The organism is Sphingopyxis sp. HIX (assembly GCF_001468285.1).
GTDB lineage: Bacteria > Pseudomonadota > Alphaproteobacteria > Sphingomonadales > Sphingomonadaceae > Sphingopyxis.
On sequence record NZ_LNSB01000009.1, the window covers coordinates 1 to 26,250 of the forward strand.

27 protein-coding genes and 1 tRNA gene are annotated in these 26,250 nt (G+C 65.7%); 16 read left to right on the top strand and 12 right to left on the bottom strand.

The annotated features are described in order from the left end of the window. Positions 1-201, bottom strand: a 201-nt coding sequence (locus ATE62_RS05900) for a GcrA family cell cycle regulator (RefSeq protein WP_231736134.1), incomplete at its 3' end; no start/stop codon positions are given. A gap of 109 nt (positions 202-310) precedes the next feature. On the opposite strand from ATE62_RS05900, the gene ATE62_RS05905 reads away from it, so the two are divergent. Further along, a complete protein-coding gene (locus tag ATE62_RS05905; protein ID WP_058808321.1) occupies positions 311-1,195 on the top strand; it encodes an ABC transporter permease in 885 nt (294 codons plus the stop codon). Positions 1,196-1,204: 9 nt separating this feature from the next. Here ATE62_RS05905 and hspQ read toward each other — a convergent pair whose 3' ends face one another. Both hspQ and ATE62_RS05915 read right to left on the bottom strand, forming a co-directional pair. Continuing rightward, positions 1,205-1,588 carry a heat shock protein HspQ gene (hspQ, locus tag ATE62_RS05910; protein ID WP_058808320.1) on the bottom strand — a complete coding sequence of 128 codons (384 nt, stop codon included), beginning with the start codon at positions 1,586-1,588 and terminating at the stop codon, positions 1,205-1,207. Positions 1,589-1,682: 94 nt separating this feature from the next. After that, a tRNA-Ser gene (locus tag ATE62_RS05915) sits at positions 1,683-1,772 on the bottom strand. A 343-nt stretch (positions 1,773-2,115) separates the two neighbouring features. On the opposite strand from ATE62_RS05915, the gene ATE62_RS05920 reads away from it, so the two are divergent. Together ATE62_RS05920 and ATE62_RS05925 are read left to right on the top strand one after the other, a co-directional pair. Beyond that, positions 2,116-3,090: a right-handed parallel beta-helix repeat-containing protein gene (locus ATE62_RS05920; protein ID WP_082662630.1), complete on the top strand. Its 975-nt coding sequence runs from the start codon at positions 2,116-2,118 to the stop codon at positions 3,088-3,090. A gap of 73 nt (positions 3,091-3,163) precedes the next feature. Next, a complete protein-coding gene (locus tag ATE62_RS05925; RefSeq protein WP_058808318.1) occupies positions 3,164-4,123 on the top strand; it encodes a right-handed parallel beta-helix repeat-containing protein in 960 nt (319 codons plus the stop codon). A 15-nt stretch (positions 4,124-4,138) separates the two neighbouring features. On the opposite strand, the gene virB11 is transcribed toward ATE62_RS05925, so the two are convergent. The 9 genes from virB11 to ATE62_RS05970 form a co-directional block, all read right to left on the bottom strand. Then, positions 4,139-5,140, bottom strand: a complete 1,002-nt coding sequence (gene virB11 / locus ATE62_RS05930) for a P-type DNA transfer ATPase VirB11 (protein WP_058808317.1) — start codon at positions 5,138-5,140, stop codon at positions 4,139-4,141. Continuing rightward, positions 5,140-6,210 (bottom strand): TrbI/VirB10 family protein, encoded by a 1,071-nt coding sequence (locus tag ATE62_RS05935; protein ID WP_058818460.1) that lies wholly within the window; start codon positions 6,208-6,210, stop codon positions 5,140-5,142. The genes virB11 and ATE62_RS05935 overlap by 1 nt, the downstream gene beginning before the upstream one ends. After that, entirely contained in the window at positions 6,207-6,905 is a 699-nt protein-coding gene (locus ATE62_RS05940) for a TrbG/VirB9 family P-type conjugative transfer protein (RefSeq protein WP_058818461.1), read from the bottom strand. Before ATE62_RS05940 ends, ATE62_RS05935 begins: the two co-directional genes overlap by 4 nt. Beyond that, on the bottom strand, positions 6,902-7,729 hold the full coding sequence (locus tag ATE62_RS05945) for a virB8 family protein (protein ID WP_231736137.1): 828 nt from the start codon (positions 7,727-7,729) through the stop codon (positions 6,902-6,904). Before ATE62_RS05945 ends, ATE62_RS05940 begins: the two co-directional genes overlap by 4 nt. 12 nt (positions 7,730-7,741) lie before the next feature. Beyond that, positions 7,742-8,980: a type IV secretion system protein gene (locus ATE62_RS05950; protein WP_058808313.1), complete on the bottom strand. Its 1,239-nt coding sequence runs from the start codon at positions 8,978-8,980 to the stop codon at positions 7,742-7,744. Further along, positions 8,977-11,355: a VirB4 family type IV secretion/conjugal transfer ATPase gene (locus tag ATE62_RS05955; RefSeq protein WP_082662631.1), complete on the bottom strand. Its 2,379-nt coding sequence runs from the start codon at positions 11,353-11,355 to the stop codon at positions 8,977-8,979. The genes ATE62_RS05950 and ATE62_RS05955 overlap by 4 nt, the downstream gene beginning before the upstream one ends. Next, positions 11,328-11,612, bottom strand: coding sequence for a type IV secretion system protein VirB3 (locus tag ATE62_RS05960; RefSeq protein ID WP_058808311.1), 285 nt, complete (start codon positions 11,610-11,612; stop codon positions 11,328-11,330). Before ATE62_RS05960 ends, ATE62_RS05955 begins: the two co-directional genes overlap by 28 nt. 10 nt (positions 11,613-11,622) lie before the next feature. Continuing rightward, positions 11,623-11,952, bottom strand: coding sequence for a TrbC/VirB2 family protein (locus ATE62_RS05965; RefSeq protein ID WP_443028854.1), 330 nt, complete (start codon positions 11,950-11,952; stop codon positions 11,623-11,625). A 144-nt stretch (positions 11,953-12,096) separates the two neighbouring features. Next, on the bottom strand, positions 12,097-15,357 hold the full coding sequence (locus ATE62_RS05970) for an amidohydrolase family protein (protein WP_058808309.1): 3,261 nt from the start codon (positions 15,355-15,357) through the stop codon (positions 12,097-12,099). A gap of 137 nt (positions 15,358-15,494) precedes the next feature. Between ATE62_RS05970 and ATE62_RS05975 the strand changes: the two genes are divergently transcribed. The 13 genes from ATE62_RS05975 (at position 15,495) to ATE62_RS06035 (ending at position 26,154) form a co-directional block, all read left to right on the top strand. Further along, a complete protein-coding gene (locus tag ATE62_RS05975) occupies positions 15,495-16,673 on the top strand; it encodes a CaiB/BaiF CoA transferase family protein (protein ID WP_058808308.1) in 1,179 nt (392 codons plus the stop codon). 74 nt (positions 16,674-16,747) lie between these two features. After that, the gene (gene yghU, locus ATE62_RS05980; RefSeq protein ID WP_058808307.1) at positions 16,748-17,629 is read left to right on the top strand and encodes a glutathione-dependent disulfide-bond oxidoreductase; all 882 of its coding nucleotides are present in this window, start codon (positions 16,748-16,750) and stop codon (positions 17,627-17,629) included. 140 nt (positions 17,630-17,769) lie between these two features. Next, positions 17,770-18,342 (top strand): phage tail protein, encoded by a 573-nt coding sequence (locus tag ATE62_RS05985; RefSeq protein ID WP_058808306.1) that lies wholly within the window; start codon positions 17,770-17,772, stop codon positions 18,340-18,342. 53 nt (positions 18,343-18,395) lie between these two features. After that, complete coding sequence (locus ATE62_RS05990; RefSeq protein ID WP_058808305.1) at positions 18,396-19,016, top strand: phage tail protein; 621 nt, start codon at positions 18,396-18,398, stop codon at positions 19,014-19,016. Positions 19,017-19,062: 46 nt separating this feature from the next. Then, positions 19,063-19,686: a phage tail protein gene (locus tag ATE62_RS05995; protein ID WP_231736140.1), complete on the top strand. Its 624-nt coding sequence runs from the start codon at positions 19,063-19,065 to the stop codon at positions 19,684-19,686. Positions 19,687-19,787: 101 nt separating this feature from the next. Then, entirely contained in the window at positions 19,788-20,399 is a 612-nt protein-coding gene (locus ATE62_RS06000; RefSeq protein WP_058808303.1) for a phage tail protein, read from the top strand. A 68-nt stretch (positions 20,400-20,467) separates the two neighbouring features. After that, a complete protein-coding gene (locus tag ATE62_RS06005; RefSeq protein WP_231736143.1) occupies positions 20,468-21,055 on the top strand; it encodes a phage tail protein in 588 nt (195 codons plus the stop codon). Between the two features lie 42 nt (positions 21,056-21,097). Continuing rightward, complete coding sequence (locus tag ATE62_RS06010; RefSeq protein ID WP_082662635.1) at positions 21,098-21,724, top strand: phage tail protein; 627 nt, start codon at positions 21,098-21,100, stop codon at positions 21,722-21,724. Positions 21,725-21,928: 204 nt separating this feature from the next. Continuing rightward, positions 21,929-22,480: a phage tail protein gene (locus tag ATE62_RS06015; RefSeq protein ID WP_231736146.1), complete on the top strand. Its 552-nt coding sequence runs from the start codon at positions 21,929-21,931 to the stop codon at positions 22,478-22,480. Positions 22,481-22,527: 47 nt separating this feature from the next. Beyond that, complete coding sequence (locus tag ATE62_RS06020; RefSeq protein WP_197411679.1) at positions 22,528-23,130, top strand: phage tail protein; 603 nt, start codon at positions 22,528-22,530, stop codon at positions 23,128-23,130. 46 nt (positions 23,131-23,176) lie between these two features. Further along, positions 23,177-23,800, top strand: a complete 624-nt coding sequence (locus ATE62_RS06025) for a phage tail protein (RefSeq protein ID WP_197411678.1) — start codon at positions 23,177-23,179, stop codon at positions 23,798-23,800. A 285-nt stretch (positions 23,801-24,085) separates the two neighbouring features. Next, complete coding sequence (locus ATE62_RS06030; RefSeq protein WP_058808298.1) at positions 24,086-24,529, top strand: TadE/TadG family type IV pilus assembly protein; 444 nt, start codon at positions 24,086-24,088, stop codon at positions 24,527-24,529. Next, positions 24,529-26,154: a TadG family pilus assembly protein gene (locus ATE62_RS06035; protein WP_058808297.1), complete on the top strand. Its 1,626-nt coding sequence runs from the start codon at positions 24,529-24,531 to the stop codon at positions 26,152-26,154. Before ATE62_RS06030 ends, ATE62_RS06035 begins: the two co-directional genes overlap by 1 nt. Positions 26,155-26,250: the final 96 nt, after the last annotated feature.

Below are 26,250 nucleotides of genomic sequence, written 5' to 3' on the forward strand. Positions count from 1 at the left end.
GGGTGCGGCCGCCTTGGGCGCGGGCTTCGCCTTTTCGGTCGCCTTCACGGGCGAGGGGCGCGATTTCAGGCCCAGGCGATGCGCCTTGCCGATCACCGCATTGCGGCTGACGCCGCCGAGTTCGTCTGCGATCTGGCTGGCAGTCAGCCCCTTTTCCCACATGCTGCGCAGGCTTTCGATGCGCTCGTCGGTCCAAGACATGCTTCAAATCCTTATCATTCCGCGTGGCGGGTCAGTCGCCGGTCCCTTCGGACCCTCGCGTCGCCGGCCAGCTTGCGGGAAAGTCGGGGAGGCGATAGGCGAGAACGCCATGAACGACCAGCCCCAAATTTCACGCCGCGACTCGGGCGTTTCCTCGGGTGATTTCGCCGCGACTCCGCCCTTTGCGGAACCCGGCGTGCCGCATATCCGGACACTGAACGTGCCGGGCATGCAGGCCCTATATGTCAAGGAGGTGCGCCGCTTTTTCAAGGTGCAGCTCCAAACTATCTGGGCGCCGGCGATCACGACGCTCCTTTTCCTTGTCATTTTCACCGTCGCGCTGGGCGGGGCGGGGCGCACCGTGATCGGCGTGCCCTTCGCCGACTTCGTCGCGCCGGGCCTGATCATGATGGCGATGCTGCAAAACAGCTTCGCGAACAGTTCCTTCTCGCTGCTCGTCGGCAAGATCCAAGGAACGATCGTCGACTATCTGATGCCGCCGCTCGCGGTGGGCGAACTCATCATCGCGCTGATCGGCGCCGCGGTGACTCGTGCGATCCTTGTCGGCCTTGCCCTGTGGCTCGCGATGCTGCTCTGGCCGGGGGTGCATGTGATGCCCGATCACCTGTGGGCGGTCGCGGTGTTCGGCATCCTCGGCGCCGCGATGCTGGGCTTTCTCGGGCTGATCACCTCGGTCTGGGCCGAGAAGTTCGACCACGCTGCGGCGGTGACCAATTTCGTGGTGACGCCGCTCGCATTGCTTTCGGGGACCTTCTACGCGATCGACCGGCTGGCACCGATGTTCCAAGGCATCGCGCATGCGAACCCGGTCTATTATGCGATCATGGGCTTTCGCTACGGCTTCATCGGCACCGTCGATTCGACGATCGCGAACCCGATCCTGACCGCGATCCTCGTGCTCGTCGGGGTCAATCTGGTGCTGGGGCTTTTGACCTATCGCCTGCTAGCTTCGGGCTGGAAGCTGAAGGCGTAATCGCTCGCTTCAGTGGCGGTGGATCGCGCGGAGGCGATAGCGACCGCGCTCGATCCCGTCGAACATCGCCTCGATCTGCGGATGCTCGACCGGCCCGCGATCACCGTCGGCGACCAGATTCTGCTGGCTGACATAGGCGATGTAGGACGAATCCTCATTCTCGGCGAGCAGATGATAGAAGGGCTGCTCCTTCGACGGGCGCATGCCTTCGGGAATGGCTTCATACCATTCGTCGCTGTTCGCGAAGACCGGGTCGATGTCGAACACGACGCCGCGGAAATCGAACATGCGGTGGCGCACGATATCGCCGGGCGCAAAGGTCGCGCTGCCGATCAGCGGCGGGGCGATGCCGCCGGTGTCCACGGTGGACTCGGAAAGGGATTTGAACGTCATATGATGAATCTATGACGATCCCGCAGCGATTCAAGTGGATATGACGCCGCGCCGGCCCAGCCAGCGCCGGTCCGCATCATGGTCGATAAGAAAATGGAGGAGAGTGAGGGATTCGAACCCTCGGTACCGTTGCCGGCACTTCGCATTTCGAGTGCGACGCTTTCGACCACTCAGCCAACTCTCCTCGCTGAGGCAGACGCCCCTAGCGGCGGCATTTCGATATGGCAACCCCTGCGCGCGTCACAAAGTTTCATTTGGTCAGAAGATCCAATGAATATAACCGGATAGGCCTTGTTTCGCGTGCAAGAGCGCCATGGTTAAGCACTTGCTAGCCATGGGCAATACTGCCATGAAGCGATCAGGAGGGCCCGGCTTCGTGGGGAGCCGGCGAATCCCCGCGTCCGGCGGGGGCACGCGCGACACGGTCGAAGCGCGCATCCCGTCACGATCGACGTTATTGAGTGGGACTATGCCCCTGCCGCCGGCCGCCGGCCGAATGCGAGGAGGGCCATGATGGGGGAATATTTATGACCAGAAATATGTTTCGTGGCCTGATGGCCGCCTCCGTGGCGATGCTTGCACTTCCGCTGGCGACGCCCGCCTCGGCGCAGGCGACGCGCACCTGGATCTCGGGCGTGGGCGACGATGCCAATCCGTGCAGCCGCACCGCGCCGTGCAAGACCTTTGCCGGCGCCATTTCGAAGACCGCCGCTGGCGGCGAGATCAACTGCCTCGATCCGGGCGGTTTCGGTGCGGTGACGATCACCAAGGCGATTTCGCTGATCTGCGAGGGCGAGCTCAACGGCGTCCTCGCCTCGGGCGGCAACGGTATCAACATCTCGGCGGGAGTGAACGACGTCGTGCTGCTCAGCGGCTTCGACCTGCAGGGCTTCGGTTCCGGCGTCAACGGCGTCCGCTTCAACACTGGGGCCGGGCTGCACATCCGCAATTCGATCATCCGCGGTTTTCGGGGTAGCACCGGCTTTGGCGTCAACTTCCAGCCGACGACGACGACCGGCTCGTCGCTGACGCTCGAAAATGTGACGATCGTCGACAATGGCAATGCGGCAGGCGTCACCGGCGGTGTCCTGGTCCAGCCGGCCGCCAACGTCCCGGCGAACATCCTGATCGCAAACAGCCGGATCGCCGACAACAATCGCGGCGGTATCCGCATCGACGCGAGCGCCGCGGGCTCGAGCGTCAAGGGCTCGATCTCGGGTAGCGAGATCGTCGACAGCCAGATCGGCGTCTATGCCCGCTCCGCGCCGGGCGGCGGGACCGTCAACGTCACGCTCGTCGACTCGGTCGTGAGCGGCAACGGCAGCACAGGCGTGATGGCCGAAGATGCGCTCGCGACGATCAACGCGAGCGGCAACACGGTCACGCAGAACGGCAATGGTCTGCGCTCGCTGACCGGCGGCATTCTGGTCAGCTTCGGCGACAATGTCGTGGTGGCGAACAACACCAACGGCAGCTTTACGTCGACCCAGGCCAAGCAGTAAGCAGTCAGAGGGCCGGTGCCTTCGGGGTACCGGCCCGATGCCTTCCCTTTTTCCTTCTCGACATCGGAAACCCATGACCCTCAAGACGGGCGCCCTGCTGGGCGCAGCCGCCCTGGTCGCCGGAGCGCTCGGCTTTGCTGCACCCGCGACCGCACAGGCGACGCGAACGTGGGTTTCGGGTGTCGGCGACGACCTCAATCCGTGCAGCCGGACGGCGCCATGCCGGACGCTCGGCGAAGCATTGTCCAAGACCGCCGCGGGCGGCGAGATCAACTGCCTCGATCCCGCAACCTTCGGACCGTTCACGATCACCAAGTCCGTTTCGATCATTTGCGACGGAGTCCCAGGCGGGATCCATGTCGAGTTTGATGATACGGATCAATTTGCCGCGATCATCGTGGATGCAGGTGCGACGGATAGCGTCCTGCTCAGCGGCATCAACCTTCGCGGCAACATGCGGGCGGGGCAGGGCGGCATACAGCTGAATTCGGGTGGCGCGCTGCACGTCCGCAACTCCACCATCCATTCGCTCGGCGGCAGCGGGGTTGCCATTCTCGGCGCCAGCACGGTGGTGCTCGAAAATATAGCGCTCAACAATGTCGTTGAAGGCGTCGCTGTTCATCCGCTTTCCGGAGGAACGGTAAATTTTGGCATCAGCAATGTGCAAATGACCAATCTTGTGTTCAACGGGATTTCCATTGCTTCACTGCCGGCCACAGCTAGCGTCAAAGGCACCATGTCGGACAGCCTGATCGGTGCATCGCGTTACGACCCCAGCCACGGCATATCGGTTGAAGCCTCGAGCGGGCAAGTCCGGCTTTCCGTCGAACGCAGCCTCATTTCCGGACAAGAGCTAGCCGGAATTCACGCCGAGGGCAGCGGGGCGGCCATCACCGTCAGCGACAGTGTGATTTCGCACAATTCTGTTGGCCTGAATGCACAAAACGGGGCGGCGTTGGTCAGCTTCGGCGGCAATATTCTGGTCGGGAATACAGACAATGGCAGCTTTACCGGCACCAATCTGAAAAAATAGGCGAACTCGCGCGGACTAGTCGCCGCGCAGTTTCACTTCGCTGATGTGCCGCCTGCCGCCGCTGCGGCCGAGCTGGACGAAGACGTCGACCGTCGAATGTACATAATGATGCACATCGGCGCGCGCGAGCTGGCTGCCCGCTTGGAGCACGAGCAAGGTCAGCTGTTCGATCGCTCGTTCCGGGCTGTCGGCGTGGATCGTCGTCATCGACCCCGGATGGCCGCTGTTGACCGCGCGCAAGAAGGAAAAGGCTTCGACTCCGCGCAGCTCACCGAGAATGATGCGGTCGGGACGCAGGCGCAGCGAGGCGCTGAGCAGATCCTCGGCGCTCGTGTGTGTTTCGCCCAGTGCACTGCGCGCCGCGAGCAGCCCGACGGCATTTGGATGATGGATCGTGATCTCGGGCGTATCCTCGATCAGGATCAGCCGCTCGCGCTCGGGCACCTCGCGCAGCAGCGCGTTGAGGAAAGTGGTCTTGCCCGACGAGGTGCCGCCCGAGATCAGCACATTTTTACGGTTCTGCACCGCGGTACGGAGCAGCACAGGGATGTCGCCCGCATCGAGCAGTTCGTGGAGCCGCCGGTCGAGATCGTCCTTGTCGCCGATGCGCCCCGGCTTGGTGGCGGCAAAGGCACCGCTATCGGCATAATCGTTGAGCCGAAGGTCGGGCGACACATGCTTGCGGATCGCGAGCACCATGCCGCCGCGCGTCGCGGGCGGCGCGACGATCTGGACGCGCGCGCCATCGGGCATGGTCGCGGAGAGCAAAGGATGCTCGCGGCTGATCCCTTGGTGCGACAGCGCCGCGATCTGGCGCGCGAGGCGTTCGAGCAGGACCTCGGTGAGCGCGGGCAGGTCGTGCGTCTCGATCTTGCCGCTCAACGATTCGGCCCAGGCCTCGCCGGGACGGTTGACATAGATGTCGGTGACGTCGTCGCGGGCGAGCAGCGGCGCCAGCGGCGCGAGATAGCTGCGAAAAAAGACGCGGTCGTCCGGCAGGGCCGCGACTTGGCCCATCAGCGGCGCTCGACCCCCGAGAAGTCGAGGTCGCGCGCGACGAAGACGGAGATGCTGGTCCCCTGCGCGACCTTCAGCGTCGGGGCGATGTTGGTCGGTTGCGGGCGTTGTGTCCCGGTCCCGCCGGGCAGGATCACGACAGGCGAATTGGTCGCGCTCGCCGCGGCGTTGACGCCGATATCGAGCACCGACTGCAGGATTGCCTCGCCGAAACGCGAGAAGAAGTGGCTGTTGACCTTGGCCTTGATCCCGCCGCGCCCGAGCGGATCGCCCGAAGGCGAGTTGAGCTGGATCGTCGCGCCGTCGGGGCGGATCAGGCGGGTCCAGGTGATGAAGGCGCGCTTCTGCCCCTGCGTCGCTTCGGAGCGATATTCGCCGATCAGCCGGCTGCCGCGCGGAATGAGGATGCGGCTGCCGTCGAAGCCGCGCACGTCGCGCGAGACGACCGCGCGCGAGAAGCCGGGGCGCGAGCTGTCGAGCGGGGTTTCGAGCACCGCGGGGATGAGCGAACCCTGCACGACGGTGGTGCCGCGATTGGCGAGCACGCCGGCGCGGACGCGGCTTGCCTCGGCGGCGCCGGCGCCGCGCTGCTGCGCGCCGTCGCCGTCGCTGCCCTGCGATCCCGCTGCTGCGGCCCCGCCAGCGCCATCATAGACGAGGACCGACCCGCCGCCGATCGCGCGCGGCGGGGCGGGCGGCCCCTCATAGCTTGGCGGTGGCCCCATCGGCGCGGGCTGCGGCATATATACGACTTGTGGCGGCGGGGGCGGCGCGCTGGGCGGCGCGGCTGCGGGGCCCTCGACGAACGGTGCGGGGAGCAACTCGGGCGGCTGCGGATAGTCGGGCAGCGCGAGCGGCGGCGGCGCCGAAATCATCGCGACTTGGCCGCCGGTCACCGCGGGTGCTTCGGCGCCCTGACGGCGGCCTTCGAGGATCACGAACAGCAACACTGCGGCAAGCAACGCGAAACCGACGAGCAGCGGCGTCGGCAGGCCTTGGCGCGGGCGGCGCACGACCGGGGCATTGTCGGGCGCCGTGCGAGGGGTTTCGGAAGCAGTCGTATCGGTCATTTGGCGCGCGCCTGGCTACGGCGGACGGCGCGCGCGAGCTTGCCGTCGAGCCGGAAGACGAGGCGCGGGACGACCTCGTCGATGGTGAGGATGCCGTCGCGCATCATCGCGTCGACCAGCTTTTCCTGGCCGAGTTCGTCGACGGTGTAGACCGCGGGCAGCGTTGCGTCGGCGTCCCACTGCATGAAGGTGCGGAGGCCGTCCTCGCTGATCGCCGAGGGGAAGAGTTCGCGCGTGCCCGTCAGCTTATAGAGCCCTTGGTCGACGCGTTGCTCGTCGGGCGGGGTCGAGACCGGCGTGGGTTCGGGATAGACGAAGCGGACGATCTGCGCATCGCTCCCGCCGCCGCCGCTCGACGGCACGAGTTCGAACAAATAGGTGCGCGTCCCCGTTACCACCGTCATGTTGGTGGTGATGCCATATTGCAGTGGCTTGATGAAGATGCGGTCGCCGCGGCGGCTGGGTGCCACCTGCCAAGCGCTGCTGTCGCCGAGCGCGATATTCTCGATCGTCTCGTCGGCCGAGATTTCGACCGTCAGCTGATAACCCGGCGTCGCGCTCAGGCGCACGACCTTGCCTTCGGCATAAGTCACCGCCTGGATCGACGCGTCGAGGCCGATCGGCACCGGATCGATCTGCGCCATCGCGGGCAAAGCACACAGCGCCGTGGTGAGAAGGGCGGCCGCGCGGATCACAGCGTGACCTGCGTCCCGTCGGGCATGACCTTGACCGTGTCGCCGCGGCGCGGACGGCTCGACGAGGGAGGTTGGGGCAGCGGTTGGCCGTCCGCCGCAACCGGAGCGGCGTCGGGTGCAGCAGCGGGCGTGGCCGTCGCCGCAGCAGCGGGCGCCGGCAGCATTTCGGGATCGCGGCGATAACGCAGAACCTGGAAGCCCAGCGGGTTGAACACCCGGTCCTCCTGCTTCATCGGCTCGCCGGTGTAGCGATAGCGGATCGTCGCGACCCAGCTTTGCGCAGGCTGCCAGTCGCCCGTGGCGTCGCGTCGGCGCGTGTCGAAGCGGATCAGCGCGACATTGGCGCTGACCGGCGACACGCTCTTCACCTGCGTCTCGACCACGGTCCCGCGCGGATATTTGACCAGCGGGCTGGCCGTGCTGCCCGACTGCATCAGCGTCAGATAGTCGCTGCGCGCGCGGTCGGCGGACCAGAGCGCGACCTTGCGATAGTCGTTCTGCACCGAATCGACGTCGTAATTTTCGCGCGCGATGACGTACTGGACGAGGAAGCTCTGCGTCAGCGCGGTGTCGCCGCTGACCTTCGCCGGTGCCAGCGGGTTTAGCGCCTGGACATATCCGGTGTGGCGGTCGACGAGCAATGTATAGGGTTCGACCGTCTTGAGCGGAGTCAGGAAAACGAGCGCCAGCGCCTCGCACAGCGCTATCGCGGCGGCAACCGACGCGACGATCCACGCGGTGCGGCGCGACTTGCTCAGTTCGGCATGACGATCGGCGCCCCAGCTTTCGGCCGCCTGCAGATAATCTTCGCGGGTCTGTTTCATATCCTGTTTCATCTAGCGTGTGTCCCGCCGGTTGCCGCTGGTGGAGACGCGGCCCGTGGTGCGGCGGCGCGCAGGGGCATCGCCTCCGGTATCGGTAGAGGCGCGCTGCGCATCGCGGCTCGCGGCGGTTCCCGAGGCGGCGCTGGCGACGGCACGCGCGCGGTCGTTGCCGCCGCCGCGGCCGGGGCCGGTGGAAGCTTCGCGGCGCTGCATTGCCTCGACCGCGTCGACGATCACGGCGGCGCGCGAGCGTGGGTCGTTGCGGTCGGCGGGTTGCGTCGCTGCCCCACGGTCCGCGCCGCTACCGCTGCCGCGCATCGAAGCAGGCAGATAATTCTGCGCCCATTGCCACTGCGGCAGGCGGAGCCCCGCGGCGACATAGAAAGAGACGCAGAGGATCGCGAGCGTGACGAAGGCGAAGACGATCGACAGCGCGAGCAACTCCGTCGCCGACCCCTGAATCGAATAACCCGAGGCGCGCAGGGTGATCAAAGCGACGATGCGCGGCTGGACGATCGCCGTCTCGACCGCGAGCACGAGCGAACTCGCCGTGCTGCCGAGCGTCAGCCCAATCAGTCCGCGCAGCCAGCCGCCGAAAATCCCGCGCGTCGCGTCGAACAGCAGGAAGGCGATGAACAGCGGCCCGAGCGCGAGCAATATGCCCGCTGCAAGGCGAGTAAGCGCCACGCTGCCCAGCGCACCGGTCAGGAAGCCCATGCGCGCGGCGCCGAGCGCCTTGGTCTCATAGGTGGTGTCGGGCTCGATGCCTTCGCTGTCCGACACGCCGGCGCGCGCCGGTTCGCTGCCGACGCCCCAGGCGGTGAGCGTGCGATAGGCGCGGTCGGTCTCGGAGAGGCGCGTCGACAGCGACAGGTCGCTACCCGCGAGCGAGGCGGCGCTGCCCACCGTCGCGCCGATCTGCGCGGGCGTATCGATGGCGACGTCGTAGATCAAAGTGCGGAAGGAAGGCCAACTGGTCGCCAGCGCCACCACGATGCCGATCTTGGCAAAGATGAGCAGGCCGCCGCCCAAGTCGGGCCCGCGCCCCGCGAACATGCGATAGCCGATCAGCGCGATGAAGATCGTCAGCATCGCGGTCAGGAAGGCGGCGATGCCCGATCCCGGCCCCGACAACGCCAGATAGCCCGCGTTGCCAATCGTCTGCGCCTGGCACTCGATCGCCGCCAGCGTGCCGCCGATGAAGCTGTCGGCCGACGAGGGGACGGGGCAGGGAGCGAGCGCGATCGTCACGCGACCGCCAGCAGGCGCGACATCCACACCCCCGGATCGTCGCCCGCAGTCTCGCGGATCTGGTCGAGCAGGCGCACAGTGCGCTCGCGGCCCGACAGGATCGTCAGCAGGTCGCGTTCGCCGGTCAGGTTCAGCCGCACGACGACGCTGTCATTGCCATGCTTGACCAGGAAGCAATGCGCGTCGTCGGGCAGGGTGCGGATCAGTTGATACTCATGCTCGGTCAGCCCGAAGCCGTCCATATAGTCGGCGGCGCGCGCCTTGGGGTTCGCCATGAAGATCTGCGTTGCGACCTGTTCGATCAGCGCGCTGGCGATCTTGCTCTCGAGCGCGTCCTGCGCGCTCTGCGTCGCGAAGCCGACGATGCCGTTGCGCTTGCGGATCGTCTTTTCCCAATCCTTGATCCGGCGCACGAAGACGTCGTCGTCGAGCGCCTTCCAGCCCTCGTCGACGACGATGATCGTCTCCTCGCCGGTCAGCCGTTCCTCGACGCGGTGGAAGAGGTACATCATGGCGGGGGTACGCATCGCGGCATCGTCGAGGATGACGGTCATGTCGAAGCCGATGGTCGCGCTCTCCATGTCGGTCAGATCCTCGACATTGTCGAAGAGCCAGGCGCGCTCGCCGTCGCCCCACCAAGGCCGCAGCCGCGACCACATATCGTCGGCGCGCGGGCGGTGACCGCCGCGGAACAGCTCGGCGACGTGGCGCAGGCGGCGGTGCGCGGGCGGCTGGGCATAGCTCGCGTCGACCGCATCCTTGATCTGCGCCATTTCCTCGATGCTGGCGCCGCCGACGAGCTGCGCGAGCCAGTCGATCAGGAACTGGCGGTTGACCGGCGTGTCGTCGAGCTGGAGCGGATTGAGCCCGCTCGCGACGCCGGGGCGCAGCTGGTCGTAGCGCCCGCCGATCGCGCGGATGAACAGTTCGGCGCCGCGGTCCTTGTCGAAGAAGATGATGCGCGGGTCGAAGCGGCGCGCCTGCGCGAGCAGGAAATTGACGACGACGGTCTTGCCCGACCCCGACGGGCCGATGACGGTGAAGTTGCCGAGATCGCCCTGGTGGAAGTTGAAATAATAGGGGCCGGCGGCGGTGGTTTCGAAGACCGTGACCGCCTTGCCCCACACATTGCCGTCGGCGCGGCCTGCGGCGAAATTATGCCCGCTCGCGAGGCCCGCGAAATTGGCCGAGGAGACCATGCCGCGGCGGACGATATATTTGAAGTTGCCCGGGAACTGCGACCAGAAGGTCGGCTCGAGCGCGATATCCTCGCGCACCGAGATGATGCCCAGTTCGGCGAGCGACGCCTGGACGTCAGCGATATTGGCGCTGACTTCGGCCTCGTTCGCGCCGTGCACCGCGATCGTCATATGATGCTCGCCGAAGGCGGCGCGGCCTGCGGCGACATCGTCCTTGGCGCGCGACAACTGGTCGCGCAGGCTCAGCGCCTCGTCCTCGGTCGAGCGCATCCGGCGGAGCGCGAGGTTCATCTTGCCGAGCGCGGGCTGGCGGTCGACGAAGGCGAAGCTCTGCGTCATCACCATCTCGAAGGGCAGGCGCAGCAATTCGTCGAACATGCCCGTCGCGGTCGACGCGGGATAATCCTTGATCGCGACCATGCCGACAAAGCGGCGCCCGGCGTCGCCCGCGGGCCCAAGCTCGATCGTCTCGGCGCCGAAGCTCACCCGCCGGTCGGGCAGATAGTCGCCCGCATCCTGATGCGGTGCGAGCAGGCGGCGAGGCTCGCCCGAATAGAGCTGGCCGAAAAATTCGAGCGGTTCGGAGCAGAGCCCCTGGTCGCTGTCGTAGAGTCCGAGCAGTTCGGGCTGATAGCTGCCGAGCTGCGCCATCAGCGCCTCGCGCGCAGTGTCGAGCAGGCGTAGTTCCTGCGCGATCGTCGCGCGATAATCCTGCCCGGTCTGGCCGAGCCAGCCTGACAGCCGGTCGAGCAGCCCCATGCGCCCCGGGGCGGGGCGGCGGACTAGGGTGATGTAGAGATCATTGTAGTAGAGCTGCTTGGTCGCGAGCCGTGCCTGCCAGCGTTCGTCGAGCCCCGCGGAGAAGTCGTCGCCGAAATCGCCATCGAGCTCGACGCTCGCCTCGCGCCGCACGACATGGTGATAGAGCGCGTAGCGCGACGAGCCGATCGCCTGCAGCATCGCGTCGCGCAGCAGCTTGCGATAGTTGAGTTCGTCGCTGTCGGCGGTCTCGAACAATATGCCGCGCAGGCGGATGACCTGCATCAACAGGCCGTCGCGCGTTTCGATCGTATGATCGTCGGCATGCCGGGCATAGGGCAGATGCTTGCCCGCCGGCACTTCGCCGTCACTCGCCGCCGGGCGGGGTTTCAGGGACGATAGGAGTTGCACTGCCAGGTCTTGAAATTCTTGACGCGCGGACAGCGGCTGACCTTGGTCAGCCAGATGTCGAAGAAGCGCGGTTCGCGCAGGCAGAGCAGCGCACCGGCCATATGGACGACGACTGCGCCGATCAGCGCCCAGGGCGAGCGGAAGATGAGGAACAGCTCGGTCGCAACGATCGCGTTGATTACGAAGAAGCTGTACGTGACGCCCGCGAACATCTGCGGCCGCGTGAGCGCCACAAACAGGGGATCGCGGTCTAGGTCGCTCATGGCGGCGCTCCTAGAGACCGCTTCCCGAAGCCGACTGGATGCCCGCGACGATGCTGGCGGCGCCGAAGAGGATGAAGCAGCCGAGGATCACGGTCGCGCCATAGCGCCAGTTGATTCGCCCGGTGAGCATCAGGAAACCGACCGAGGCGACCGCGATGATCGCGACGACGGTCGCGACGGTGCCGAGCAGGGTGCCCTGCAGCCAGCGCACGGCGTTGACGATCGCGCCCGAACCCTCGGGATCGGGCAGCGCGGTCGCTGCATAGGCATTCGCGGCATGGAACAGGCCCGCCATCGAAGCCGCAATCGCCGTTACCCTGGCTTTCAAACTACGCAAAATATTCCCCCTGGCCCGCGGGCCTCAGCAATCCCCAAGCCTAAATGTCTATAGGCAAAGGGGTTCGCCGCGCAAGGGCGATGCTGAGGCCCGGACAACGGCTCGTCGTTTCATTGCGGGAGCGGCAGACGCTCCCGCCTTCACGATTCAGCGGGTCGCCGAAGGCGAATCCATTTCCCACCCATAGGGCGCGCGCTTGCGGTTTCCGGTATCGACCTCGTTCATCGTCAGCGGGTCGTAGAGCCGCCCGCCGAGCATCACGCGGTGGATCTTTTCGGTGTTGCGAATCTCGACTGTCGGATCGGCGTCGAGGATCAGCAGGTCGGCGAGTTTGCCGGGCTCAAGCGAGCCGACGTCCTTCGCATAGCCCAGCGACTGGGCGGGCATGATCGTCGCCGCGCGCAGCGCGTCGACATTGCTCCACCCGCCGCGGACGAACGACCAAATCTCCCAATGCGCACCGAGCCCCGATTGCTGGCCGTGTGCGCCGATCGAGACGTTGCGCCCAGCCTGCGCGATCTTCCATGCCTCGCGCGCCGAATCGTCGTCCACATAGTCGCCCTCGGGCGCGATGACGCGGCGCTTGTTCTGCGCTGCGAGATCGGTCGGCGGGATGTGCCTGGTCAGGATCGGATGCTCCCACACATTGGTATGGGCGCGCCAATAGGGGTCGCCCGCGGGGCCGCCATAGGTGACAACCAGCGTCGGCGTATAGTCGACCGTCGTCTGGCCCCAGAGCTGGACCAAGTCCTTATAGAAGGTGTGGAGCGGGATATTGTGCTCGACGGTCGAATTGCCGTCCTGGATCAAGGTCAGGTCCATCGTGTAGAGCGAGCCGCCTTCGGGCACGACCTCCATCCCCTCGGCCTGCGCCGCCTTCACGACCATCTGGCGCTGTTCGCGGCGCGGCTGGTTGTAGTTCTTGACGCTGTGTGCGCCCTGCGCTTTCAGCCGGCGGACATGCGCGAGCGCGTCGTCATAGCTGTTGATCTCGGCATAGACCCCCGCGGCCTTGGCGCCGTAGATGATCTCGCCGGTGGAGAAGATGCGCGGCGCGAGGATAAGCCCGGCGCGCTGCATTTCGGACGAGGGAAAAATCTCCGACGCGCGCGACGACGGGTTGTGGCTAGTCGTCGTGCCCATCGCGAGATTGACGATCTCCGACCAGTTCTGCTGCGGCACCAGTTCGTCGTCGCCGTGCGAGCCATGCGCATGCGCATCGACGAAACCGGGGACGATCGTCTTGCCCGCCGCATCGACCGTGATCGCGCCCGCGGGCACGCTGATCGCGGCGAGCGGACCGACCGCGGTGATGCGGTCGCCCTCGATCACGATCGCGCCATTGTCGATGATGCCGCCAGCCTTGTCGGCCATGGTGACGATGCGCGCGCCAGTGATCACTACCGTAGTCTTGGGCTTCGCCGCAGCCTGCGTCATAGCGAGCGAGACGCCGTCGGTCGGCGGCGCGAATTTCGGCGCCTTCTCGTCCGCGGGCGCGTTGAAGAACAGGCTGGCGAGGTCGGCACTGAACAGCGTCGCGCCGCGGCTCCAGTGGAGCTTCGATCCGCCGTTCGACCAGTGCATATAATCGGCGCCGCTACCGCTGACGCGCGTCACGGGCAAGGCGCCGCTCTTGGTGCCGAGCGAGACATCCTGTCCGCCGGGCATCAGCGGCGTGACATAGGCGTCGTAATTCTGGCGGAAGGCGAGCGTGCGGCCGTCGGGCGAAATCTCGTAATCGCTGACCAGTTCGCCGCTGGCGTGGACGCGCTTGTCCTGGCCGTGGAGGTCGGTACTGATCAGCTGGCTCTTGCCGTCGGCAGCGGCGACCATGAAGAGGCGGTCATTGTCGCCGCCGAACTGTGGTTTGGCGCCGTCCGAACTGACGCGTTCGGGCGCGCCGCCCGCCGCCGAGACCCGGTAGACGCCCGGGTCTTCGCTCCATTTGGCTGAAGTCAGCCCGCCGCTGCCACGCCGCTCGAAGGCGATCGTCTTGCCGTCGGGCGAAAAGCGTGGCTCGGCATAATGGCCGGGGACGCTCGTCACCTTGCGCGAGGCGCCGCCCGCCGTCGGGGTGACATGGATTTCGCCCAAGCCACTGTCGGTCCAGCGCACGAAGACGATCGACTTGCCGTCGCGCGACCAGCTCGGCCATGCCTCCATCGCATCGTCCTTCGCCGCGGTCAGCCGCCGCGCGGTGCCGCCGCTCGCGGGCTTGGTCCAGAGCTTGCCCAGCGTCTCGAACACCACGGTGCGCCCGTCGGGCGATACCTCGGCCCAGCGCGGCATCCTGGTGGTGAAGCTGTCGGGGGCGACCTCCACCGTCGGATGCGTCGCATCGACGATCACGCGGTCGTCGGCGATGCTGAAAGGAATGACGCGCGCCTCGCCGCCAGCGGCGCCGACGCGGCGGAGCTTGCCGCCGGCCCAGAAGACGACCTCCTTGCCGTCGGGCGTCCACGCCATATTCGGATAGACGCCAGTGACCGCCCAGGTCTCCTGCACATCCTGGTCGAGCGCGTCATAGATTTTGCGCTCCTGCCCGGAGGCGAGGTCCTTCACATAGAGCTTCGACTGCGTGCCCTCGCGGCGGACATAGGCGAGCTTCTTGCCGTCGGGCGAAGGCGTGGGGCGCACGGCGCCGCCTGCACCCGACGCGGCGGTGCTCGTCTCGCCATCATCAAGGTTGTAGCGCTCGATATGGAACAGGTCGCTGTTGCTGTCCTGCGCATATTCGAAGATCGGCCCAGGGGTGACGTTGCGCGTGAAATAGACGCTCTTGCCGTCGGGCGCGAAGATCGGCTCGCCGAGTTCCTTCTGGTGGCGCTCGTTGGGCTTCTTGACCAGCGGTACGCCCGCGCCGCCCGAGACATGGTACATCCACACCTCGCCGGTGCCGAGCGAGCGACCCGTGGTGAAATGCTTCTTCGCGACGATGAACTGCCCGTCGGGCGACCAGCTCGGCTGGTTGAGCAGGCGGAAATCCTCCTTCGAGAGCTGGACCTTGCCGCTGCCGTCGCGGTTCATCAGCCAGATATTGTCGCCGCCGCCGCGGTCCGAGACGAAGGCGAGGCGGCTGCCGTCGGGCGAGAAGCGCGGCTGGTGCTCATAGGCCAGTCCCTCGGCGATGCGCGTCGGCGTGCCGCCGTCGATCGGCATCGTATAGATGTCGCCGAGCAGGTCGAAGGCGATCGTCCGCCCGTCGGGGGCGACGTCGACGTTCATCCAGCTGCCCTCGTCGACCGCGATCGGCACCTTGCGCGTCGTCATGCCGGGGGGCGCATTGACGTCCCACTTCTCGTCCTTCTTCTCCTCGGCGCCGGATGCCGCGGGCGCCGGGACGGTTTGAGCGAAGACCGAAGTCGAGCAGGCCAGCGACATGGCCAGGGCGAGTGCAAAGCGCGCCATTTTAGTTTCCCCTGTTGAAATTATGATGCGACCATATGGCTTTGGGCGCCGAGTGCAAGGCCGGGGTTTCGATGAAGGCGCTGGCGGCGTCGACCAGCGACTGCTAGCCGCAAGCAACATAATGGGAGGAAGGCTTCATGCCGCTCAAGGGCATCCGTGTACTCGATTTCGGCCGCTATATCGCCGGGCCCTATTGCGGCGCGCTGCTCGCCGATTATGGCGCCGACGTCATCCGCATCGAGGCGCCCGGCGGTAACGAGGATCGCTTTTCGGTCCCCGTCGCCGACGACGGCTCGGGCGCGATGTTCCTGCAGATGAACCGAAACAAGCGCTGCCTGACGCTGAAACCCGGCAGCGACGAAGGCCGTGCGATCGTCCGCAAGCTGGTGGTGACCGCCGATGTCGTGATCGCCAATATGCCCGACGATGCGCTGGTCAAGCTCGGGCTCGACTATTCGACGCTGGCGGCGCTCAACCCGCGCATCATCCTGGTCACCGCTTCGGCGTTCGGGAGTGACGGGCCGCTCGCCCAGCATGTCGGATTCGACGCGGTGGGGCAGGCGATGTCGGGGGCGGTCCATATCGGCGGCAAGGACGGCGAGCCAGCCCGCGCGCAGGTCAATTATGTCGATTTCACCACCGCGCTGCATTGTGCCTTCGGCGTCATGCTCGCACTCCGTGAACGCGAGGCGACCGGCGTCGGTCAGCGCGTGTCGGGCTCGCTGCTCGGCACCGCGCTCGCGATATCGAACGGGCTGACGATCGATCATGCGCTGAACGGCATCGACCGCGGCATGATGGGCAACCGCGCCTTCAGCTCGGCGCCGACCGACATCTTCGCGACCAAGGACGGCTGGATCATGACGCAGGTGGTCGGCAATCCGATCTTCGCGCGCTGGGCGCGGCTTGTCGGGCGGCCGGAGCTCGCCGAGGATCCGCGTTTCGCCAACGATATTACCCGCGGCGGGCATGGCGCGGAGCTGAGCGCGGCGATGGCCGAATGGTGCGCGGCGCGGAGCAATCAGCAAGCGCTGGACGAGCTCGGCGCGGCGAAGGTCCCGGCCGGGCCTGTGCTGAAGCCCTCCGAGGCGCTCGCGCACCCGCAGGTCGCCGCGACGGGGCTGGTCGACGCGATGGACTATCCGGGCGCCTTCGGTCCGGCTCCGGTGGTGCGCACGCCGATTACCCTCTCGGCGAGCGACAAGGCCGCCCCCGTGCCTGCGCCGCAGGTCGGCGAGCACAGCGACGCGATCCTGGCGGAACTCGGCTACGATGCCGGGGCCATTTCGGCTTTACGCGCGCAAAAGATAATTTGACTCGGCACCGCTGGACGCCGCCGCATCGCACGATTACATACCGGCCAGTACACAATCTGACGCAGGAGTTCCCGATGAGCGACGCCACCGACTATGTTCCGCCGAAGGTCTGGACCTGGGACAAGGAAAGCGGCGGGCGTTTCGCCAACATCAACCGCCCGATTGCCGGGCCGACGCATGACAAGGAACTGCCGGTCGGCAAGCACCCGCTCCAGCTCTATTCGCTCGGCACGCCCAATGGCGTGAAGGTCACGGTGATGCTCGAAGAACTGCTCGCGGCGGGTCACGGCGGCGCCGAATATGACGCCTGGCTGATCAACATCGGCGAGGGCGATCAGTTTTCGAGCGGCTATGTGGCGATCAATCCGAACAGCAAGATTCCGGTGATGGTCGACCGCAGCGGCGCCGAGCCGATTCGCATCTTCGAATCCGGCGCGATCCTGATCCACCTGGCCGAGAAATTCGGCGCCTTCCTGCCGACCGACACCGCCGCGCGCGCCGAAACCCTGTCGTGGCTGATGTGGCAAATGGGCAGCGCGCCCTTCCTCGGCGGTGGCTTCGGGCATTTCTACGCCTATGCGCCGTTCAAGCAGGAATATCCGATCAATCGCTATGCCATGGAGGTCAAGCGCCAACTCGACGTGCTCGACCGGCGGCTCGCGGAGAGCGAATATATCGCCGGGGCCGATTATACGATTGCCGATATGGCGATCTGGCCCTGGTACGGCGCGCTCGCCAAGGGGCTGGTCTACGAAGCCGGCGAATTCCTGCAGGTGCAGGATTACAAGAATGTCCAGCGCTGGACCGATCAGGTCGCCGTGCGTCCCGCAGTCAAGCGCGGGCGGATGGTCAATCGCGTGATGGGCGATCCCGCAAGCCAGCTCCACGAACGCCACGACGCGAGCGATTTCGACCTGCGCACGCAGGACAAGCTCGCGCCCGCCGACGGGAGCTGACCCCAAAACGCAACCCCATGATTTATTTGCCCCGGCGACTTTGACTTTGACGAATTTTCCGTTAGCGTCGCGCGTCTTGGGGCATCGGGATGGGGGACATGACTGTGTTGCGCAGGTCAATATTCATATCGGCGTCGGCGGTGGCGATCAGCTTCGCGAGCCTGGCGTCCCCCGCTTCGGCGCAGAATAATTATCTCGGCCAGATACTGAAGCTCGGCGGCAATTTCTGCCCGGTCGGCACGTTGCGCGCCGACGGCAGCCTGCTCAGCATTGCGCAGGAAACCGCGCTCTATTCGCTTTATGGCACCACCTATGGCGGCGATGGCATCACGACCTTCGCGCTTCCCGACCTGCGCGGGCGCGTGTCGATGGGGCAAGGGCAGGGCCCGGGGCTCACCAATCGCGTCATCGGCGAAAGGGCCGGCACCGAAACCAATTTGATGACGGTCGCGAACATGCCGCGGCACGAACATACGGCGCTGGTGCGCACAACCTCGGCTGCCGGCGATTCGAAGGCGGCCTTCCGCAACCTGTTCGGTACCACGCCCGCCAACAAATATGTCAGCGGCACGGCGCCCAATGCGCAATTGATCAACCGCGAGACGCTGATCATCCGCAACACCGGCGGCGACCAGCCGTGGGATCACCGGCCGCCGACGCTGGCCGTGACCTTCTGCGTGGTGAATGCAGGGATTTTTCCGTCGCAGAACTAGGCGGTGATGCGGCCCTGCGGGGCCGGACGAGGGGCAGACAGGGGAGTTTGACAATGCGGCATTTGAAACCTCTGGCGCTCGCCGCCGCATCGGGGATCGCGATCGTGGCGGCTTCCCCCGCGGCCGCGCAGACTTTCTTCCTCGGCCAGGTGATCGAGACGGGGACCAACTTCTGCCCGCGCGGTTTCGCGCTCGCGGCCGGGCAGCTATTGTCGATCCAGCAGAATACGGCGCTCTTCTCGATCCTGGGTACCACCTATGGCGGCAATGGCACCACGACCTTCGCGCTTCCGGACATTCGCGGACGCATGGTCGTCGGCTACGGCCAGATGCCCGGCGGCAGCTTTTTCACCTATGGCGAGCGCGCGGGACAGGAAACCGTCACGCTGACCAATGCGAACCTGCCTGCACACTCGCATGAGGCGGTGTTCCAGACGGTCAACGCCGACACCAACGACAACAAGCCGTTTCGCAACGCCTTCGCTGTGACGCCGGACTTTCAGTACAAGACGCCGCCGCCGAGCGGGCCGGCGACCTTCGACGGCAATCTGAACCCAGCGACGATGGCGGTGCAGCAGACCGGCGCCAGCGGCGTGCCGTTCGCGAACATGTCGCCCTTTCTCGTGACCAACTATTGCATCGCGCTTCAGGGCATTTTTCCGTCGCGCAATTGACGCGGCGACGGGGCATCGAACGAAATTACGGAAATCGGAGGCGGGCATGACGGGCAGGGCGGCAATCAGGACCTTCACCATGGGGTTGATCGCGAGCGGGAGCGCATTGGCGTATAGCGCGCCGGCCCATGCCGACGCTCAGGATCCCTATCTCGGCGAAATCATGCTGTTTGCCGGCAATTTCTGCCCGCGCGGCTGGGCCTCGACGCAGGGCCAGCTACTGCCCATCTCGCAGAATACGGCGCTCTTCTCGCTGCTGGGCACCAATTATGGCGGCAATGGCCAGACCACCTTCGCGCTGCCCAACCTGTCCGGCCGCTCGATGAACTATTACGGCGCTGGCCCCGGCTTGAGTGTGTACGACATCGGCGAGCAGGCCGGCGCGTCGACGACGACGCTGACCGTCGCCAATCTGGCAAAGCACGACCACCGCGGTGGGGTCCAGACCGCCAATGCGATCGCCAATTCGAACTCGGCGAACGGCAATGCGCTGGGTGTATCGTCGAACAACAGCTTCCTGTCGGGCACCGACCCGTCGGGCAATCTGATGGACCGCACCATGGTGCAGGTCGGGGTGACCGGCAGTTCGTCGCCGGTCAACAACCGGCCGCCCTATCTGGTGCTGCAACCTTGCATCGCGATTCAGGGGATTTTCCCCGCGCGCAACTGACGTACCGGCCCGCTGTCCGGGGCCCAAAAAGAGTGAACGGGTCGATCGGTGCCGCCATTCCGGCGGCGCTTGGCGTATGCGATTTTCTAGGAGGAGGCGGAATGATGATGTTGCGCAAATCATATCTCTTGGCGACGGCGGCGGCCATCGCTGGAACACTGGGGGTCGCCTCGGCGGCGAACGCCCAGGATAATTACATCGGGGAAATCCTAAAGGTTCCCTATAATTTCTGTCCTGCCGGCACCGACGAGGCCGACGGCCAGCTGCTCTCGATTGCGGACAACTCTGCGCTCTACGCGCTTTATGGCACTACCTTTGGTGGTGACGGGGTCACTACCTTTGGCCTGCCGAACCTGCAGAGCCGCATGTCGATCCATACCGGTACCGGCAACGGTCTGAGCGCCCGCCCGCTGGGTCAAATCGGCGGCACCGAGAGCAATACCCAGACGATCGCGACCATGCCGCGTCACGAGCATGTCGCGCTGGTGCGCACGACCAGCGCGGCGGCGAATACCACCACGCCCGTCGGCAACAAGCTCGGCACGACGCCCGCGGCCAAATATGTCAACAGCGCGCCGAACGCGCAGCTGATGAATCGCGAGAGCATTCTGATCAACAGCGCGGGTAGCGGGCAGCCCTACAGCCATCTGCCGCCGACGCTGACCATTCGCTATTGCGTTTCGCTCTTCGGCATCTTCCCGTCACAGAATTGAGGCTTGTCGCGCCGCTTCGAAGGCGCGCGCACATTCAAGGGGTTATGACAATGCGGTACAAGATTTCCATGTTGGCAGCGGCCAGCACATTGGCTTTTGCGGGCACCGTGCCCGCGACGGCGCAGGATTATTATATCGGCCAGGTGATTGAAACCGGCGCCGGTTTTTGCCCGCGGAACTTCCTCGAGGCAAATGGGCAGACATTGGCGATCAACACCAATGCTGCGTTTTTCTCGTTGCTCGGCACCACCTATGGCGGCAATGGCGTGACGACCTTCCAGGTGCCCGACCTGCGCGGACGCATGCTGATCGGAGACGGGCAGGGACCGGGCCTGCAAAACTATACGCAGGGCCAGGTCGGCGGGCAGGAAAACGTGTCGCATACGATCGCCAACCTGCCGGTCCACAGCCATCCGGGCGTGATCCAGACGGTGACCGGCGCGGGCAACCAGCGCATCGTGTTCCGTAACAGCTTTGGCGTGACCGCCGACAATCAATATGTCAGCGGCACGCAGGGTTTCGACGGCAACCTCGAAGCGACGACGCTCGCGGTGCAGAAGAGCGGCACCGACGGGGTAGTCGTGCCCAATATGTCGCCGTTCCTCGTTACCCGCTATTGCATCGCGTCGCAGGGAATCTTTCCGTCGCGCAACTGATGCGCACCGCGACATCACGACATTCAGACATCGGAGGCGGATATGAAACGCACTGGCAATCTTCGGAAAATTACCCTGGCGCTGGCGCTCGGGGGGAGCACATTGGGCTATACGGCACCGGCATCGGCGGACGGGCTCACGCCTTATATCGGGCAGTTCATGCAGGTCGGCTTCACCTTCTGCCCGCGCGGCTACACCCAGGCGGCGGGGCAATTGGTGGCGATCCAGTCCAACACGGCTCTATTCGCGTTGCTCGGCACGACCTATGGCGGCAATGGCACCACCAACTTCCAGCTCCCCGACCTGCGCGGCCGCGCGGCGGTGCATGTCGGGCAGGGGTCGGGGCTGTCGCCCTATGATTTGGGTCAGGTCACCGGCACCGAGACGACGACGCTGACAACCCTGAATATGGCGCCGCATAACCATCGCGTCGGCGCGCAGACCGCCAATGTCGACGCCAACCAGACTTCGCCGAACGGCAATGCGCTCGCCGTTCCGGTCAATCCCGGCTATGCGGCGCCGCCGCCCGATCCCGCAGGGAACCTGATGGACCCGGGCAGCATCCTGGTTCAGACGACCGGCAATTCGATCCCGGTGCCGAACCAGCCGCCCTATCTGGTGATGAAATGGTGCATTGCCACGCAGGGAATCTTCCCGGCGCGCAACTGATCGCCGCGGCCGGTTTGTCGGCTGCGCCAAGGCAAGGACGCCGGTGGGGTAGATCCCGCCCCGCGGGCGTCCCGCCATTGACTCTGGTTAAATTTCGGTTAGCCTTTTGCCCGGGTTATTGAGGTGGGGGGCTGAGCGATGGCTATCGCGCGTAAATCGCATTACTATCTGTCCGCGGCGGCGGTTCTCTTGGGAGGGCTCGGCTTGTCCGGGACCGCCCATGCGCAGTTCACCTATCTCGGCGAGATCATGAAGTTCGGCGGCAATTTCTGTCCACGGGGATCGGCGGAGGCGAATGGCCAACTGCTTTCGATTGCCAACAACTCGGCGCTCTACGCACTTTACGGCACTACCTACGGCGGTGACGGGGTCACGACTTTCGCCCTTCCCAACATGGCGGGGCGCTATTCGATGCACCTCGGTCAGGGGCCCGGACTGAGCGCTCGCACCCAAGGCGAGACCGGCGGTACCGAAACGACGACGCTGACCGAAAACCAGATGCCGCGCCACGAGCATACGGGGCTGATCCGCACGACGAGCGCGGCCGGCAACAATGGCGGCGCCTTCCGCAACATCTTTCCGACCACGCCCGCGAACAAATATGTGAACGGCACCGCGCCCAATGCGCAGCTGATGAACCGCGAAACGGTGATCATCCGCAACACCGGCAGCAACACGCCCTACAACCATCTGCCGCCCTATCTGGCCATTCGCTTCTGCGTCCTGACCGAGGGGATTTTCCCGTCGCGCAACTGACGGCGTCGCCGCGGCGGCGGCACAAGGGGCTTTGAGGGGAGTTTACGATGCGGCATTTGAAAACAGGGCTGACGGCGGGGATCGCTTTAGGCGCGATGGCAACGGCAGGATCGGCCACGGCACAGGATTATTATCTCGGCCAGATGATCGAGGTGGGCAATAGTTATTGCCCACGCGGCTGGACCGAGACCAATGGGCAGATACTGTCGATCGCGCAGAATACGGCGCTCTTCTCGCTGCTCGGTACCACCTATGGCGGCAACGGCCAGACGACTTTCGCGCTGCCCGATCTGCGCGGGCGGATGGTGCTCAACCAAGGCCAAGGACCCGGGCTCCCGCCCTATAGCCTAGGTCAGCAGGCAGGCGTCGAGAGCCAGACGCTGACGATCAACCAGCTCGCGTCGCACACGCATGAAGCGGTGTTCCAGACGGTGAATGCCAATGCCGCGACGACCATCCCGTTCCGCAACTCCTTCGCGGTGACGAGCGATTTCCAATATTCGAACGTGATCCAGTTCGACGGCGCGCTGAACGCCGCGACGCTGGCGGTGCAAAAGACCGGCGGGTCCGATCCGGTGGCGAACATGTCGCCGTTCCTCGTCAATCGCTATTGCATCGCGCTTCAGGGGGTTTTCCCGTCGCGCAACTGACCCTTGGCGGTTGTGCGGACGAAACAGGATAGAGTGGAGACGGGATATGACACGCATGGGGGCAATGGGGAAATTCTCGGCGGCGGCGCTGCTCGGCACGTCGGCGTTGACCATGGCGACGCCGGCCAGCGCGCAGATCGAACCCTATATCGGGCAGATGATGCAGACCGGTTTCAACTTCTGCCCGCGCGGCTGGGCGAGCGCGAGCGGCCAGATATTGGCGATCAGCACCAATACGGCGCTCTTCTCGATTCTCGGCACCACCTATGGCGGCAACGGCCAGACGACCTTCGCGCTGCCCGATCTGCGCGGACGCGTCGCGATCAACCAGGGCAGCGGCCCCGGGCTGTCGCCCTATGTCCTGGGTCAGGTCGGCGGCAGCGAGACGGTGACGCTGCTCCCCACCAACCTGCCCAAGCACGACCATCGCGGCGGCATCCAGACCGCCAACGCCAACGCCAACAGCATGACCGCGAACGGCAATGCGCTCGGCGTGTCGTCGAACAACAGCTTCATCGCGCCGCCGCCCGACCCGGCGGGCAATCTGATGGACCGCACGATGGTCCAGATCGCGCCGACCGGCGGTTCGCAGCCGATCTCGAACCGGCCGCCCTATCTGACGGTCAACTGGTGCATCGCGCTCGAGGGGATTTTCCCTTCGCGTAACTGAGCGCGTCGCCAGCGGCGGCGGATTCGCCAATCAAGGAAGGCCGTGCTGATCGTCAGCGCGGCCTTTTCTTGTTCTCCGGACAAGGGCTGAATGCCGTATTTGATGTAATCTCGGGACCGGGGCGCTTCGAAATTCGTTAACCCGCCAGCGTTCGGTTCGCAGATCGCCCCGGTTTTACGACCTTTGGGCGCGCCAGACCTTTCGCGCGATTTTGCGCATTTTGCGTAAAATCGTTGCATCAGCAGACAGCGACGGTTTTCACGAGCCGCGTGCCACGATCCGGGCATGACCAGGATCGTTTGCCATGTCCCGCTTCCGGCCCGCCTCCGTCGCCTCGCCGTTTGCCCGCGCGGCACCGCGATGATCGAGACCGCGCTGCTGCTGCCGCTGTTCCTGATGCTGCTGCTCGGAATCCTGATCTACGGCCAATATTTCATGCTCGCGCACAGCGTGCAGCAGGCGGCGAACGACGGCGCGCGTGCGGCGATCACCGGGCTCGACGCCGCCGACCGCCGCGCGGTTGCGGTGCGCGCAATCGACCGCAGCATGCACGGCGTCGGGGGCTATCGCACCGAACTGCGCGACGTCGAGGTCTCCGAAACCGTCGATACCATCACCATCGATCTGACCTACCGGGTCCCCGAAAGCAGCTTGCTGCGCAATTCGCTCGTACCCTCGCCCGGCGAAGAGATTCGCGCCAGCGCGACCTTCGAACTGCCGGCCGACTGATGCGCGCGCTGCTCTCTTCGCTGCGTCGCGACACGCGCGGGGCGATCAGCATCGCCGCGGCCTTCGGGCTGACGATGCTGATCGGCGCCGCGGCGCTGGCGGTCGATGTCGGCGCGCTGCATCTCGACCGCCGCAAGCTGCAGGGGATCGCCGATGCTGCCGCGATGGCCGCCGCCGCCAAGCCCGGCGAGGAACGTGCAGCGGCGGAACGCATCATCGCCGCCAACTGCGACTGCGGCATCGCCATCGCCTCGATTACCCGCGGCAGCTATGTCGCCGATACCGGGGTCGCCGCCGAGCAGCGCTTCACCGAGGGCGGCGCGTCGCCCAATGCGGTGCGTATCGTGCTGACTCGCTCGCATCCCCTGTTCTTCGGGCGCTTGATCACGGGTCGCAGCAGCAATGTGATCAGCGCACGGGCAACCGGCGCGCGGCGCGGTTATGCGGCCTTCTCGCTCGGCTCGCGCGTCGCGGCGGTCAACGGCGGCGTCCCCAACGCGATCCTGTCCGCGCTGACCGGTAGCGAACTCAATCTGTCGGTGATGGATTACAACGCGCTGGCGAGCGCCGATGTCGATCTCCTCGCCTTTTCGGAAGCGCTGCGGACCGAAATCGGCGTTGAAGCGCTGACCTTCGGCCAGACGCTGAACAGCGAGGTAACCCTGCCGCAGCTACTCTCGGCGCTCGCCGCGGCATCCAGCGGCAGCGCTGCGCCGGTCGTCGAGCATATGGCGTCGCGCGCAGACCCCACGACCCTGATCCCGGCCTCGGTAATCGACCTCGGCCCGCGCCACGCGAGCGCGCGGGTCGACCCCGCCAATCCCGTGCGCGTCAACCTGCTCAGCCTGATGCGCGCGATGCTGGTGACTGCCTCGGCCGGACGACAGGTCGATCTCGATCTGGTCAGCGGCCTGCCTGGTGGGTCGCACATCAAGGTGGGGCTGATCATCGGCGAGCCGCCGGCCAATTCACCGCTGATCGCGGTCACCGACGACAATGAAGTCGTCGTTCGCACCGCGCAGGTGCGGCTGCGCGTCGATACGAAGGTGGCGACGCCGGTCGCGACGGTCGAGATTCCGGTGCTCGCCGAGCTCGGGTCGGCGGCCGCGCGCATTTCGGACATCGACTGCAGCAAGGGCAGCGACGAGGCGGTGACGCTGGCGGTGACGACCTCGCCCGCCATGCTCGCGATCGGCAGCGTCAGCGACAGCGACTTCCGCGACATGGCGCGACCGCTCGACCCAAAGAAGGCCCGGTTGCTGAAGCTGCCGCTGGCTAGCGTCGATGCCGAGGCCGAACTTGTCCTGTCCGATCTGGAGGAAAAATCCGTCGCCTTTTCGCGGGGCGACATCGCCGACGGCACGGTCAAGACGGTGTCGAGCACGGGGCTGGTCGCGGGCGCCGCGAAGTCGCTGTCGGACCGCATGGAACTGACGGGATCGGTGCTGGGAATCGGACTGAATCTCGGGGCCTTGAAGACCCTGGTCGCCCAGACCGTCGCCACCGCCGCGCCGGTGCTCGACGGTGTGCTCGGGCAAGTGACGGGCGTGCTCGGCGTCCACGTCGGCCAGGCCGATGCGCGGATCAACGCGCTGCGTTGCGGGCAGGCGCGACTCGTGGGTTGATCCGTTACGCAATCCCCATCCGAGTGAAATCCCGACGCGTCCGCTCTGGAGCAAAGCCTCGACGCCCCGCCCGGTGAAGCTGGTAGCAGATAGGGT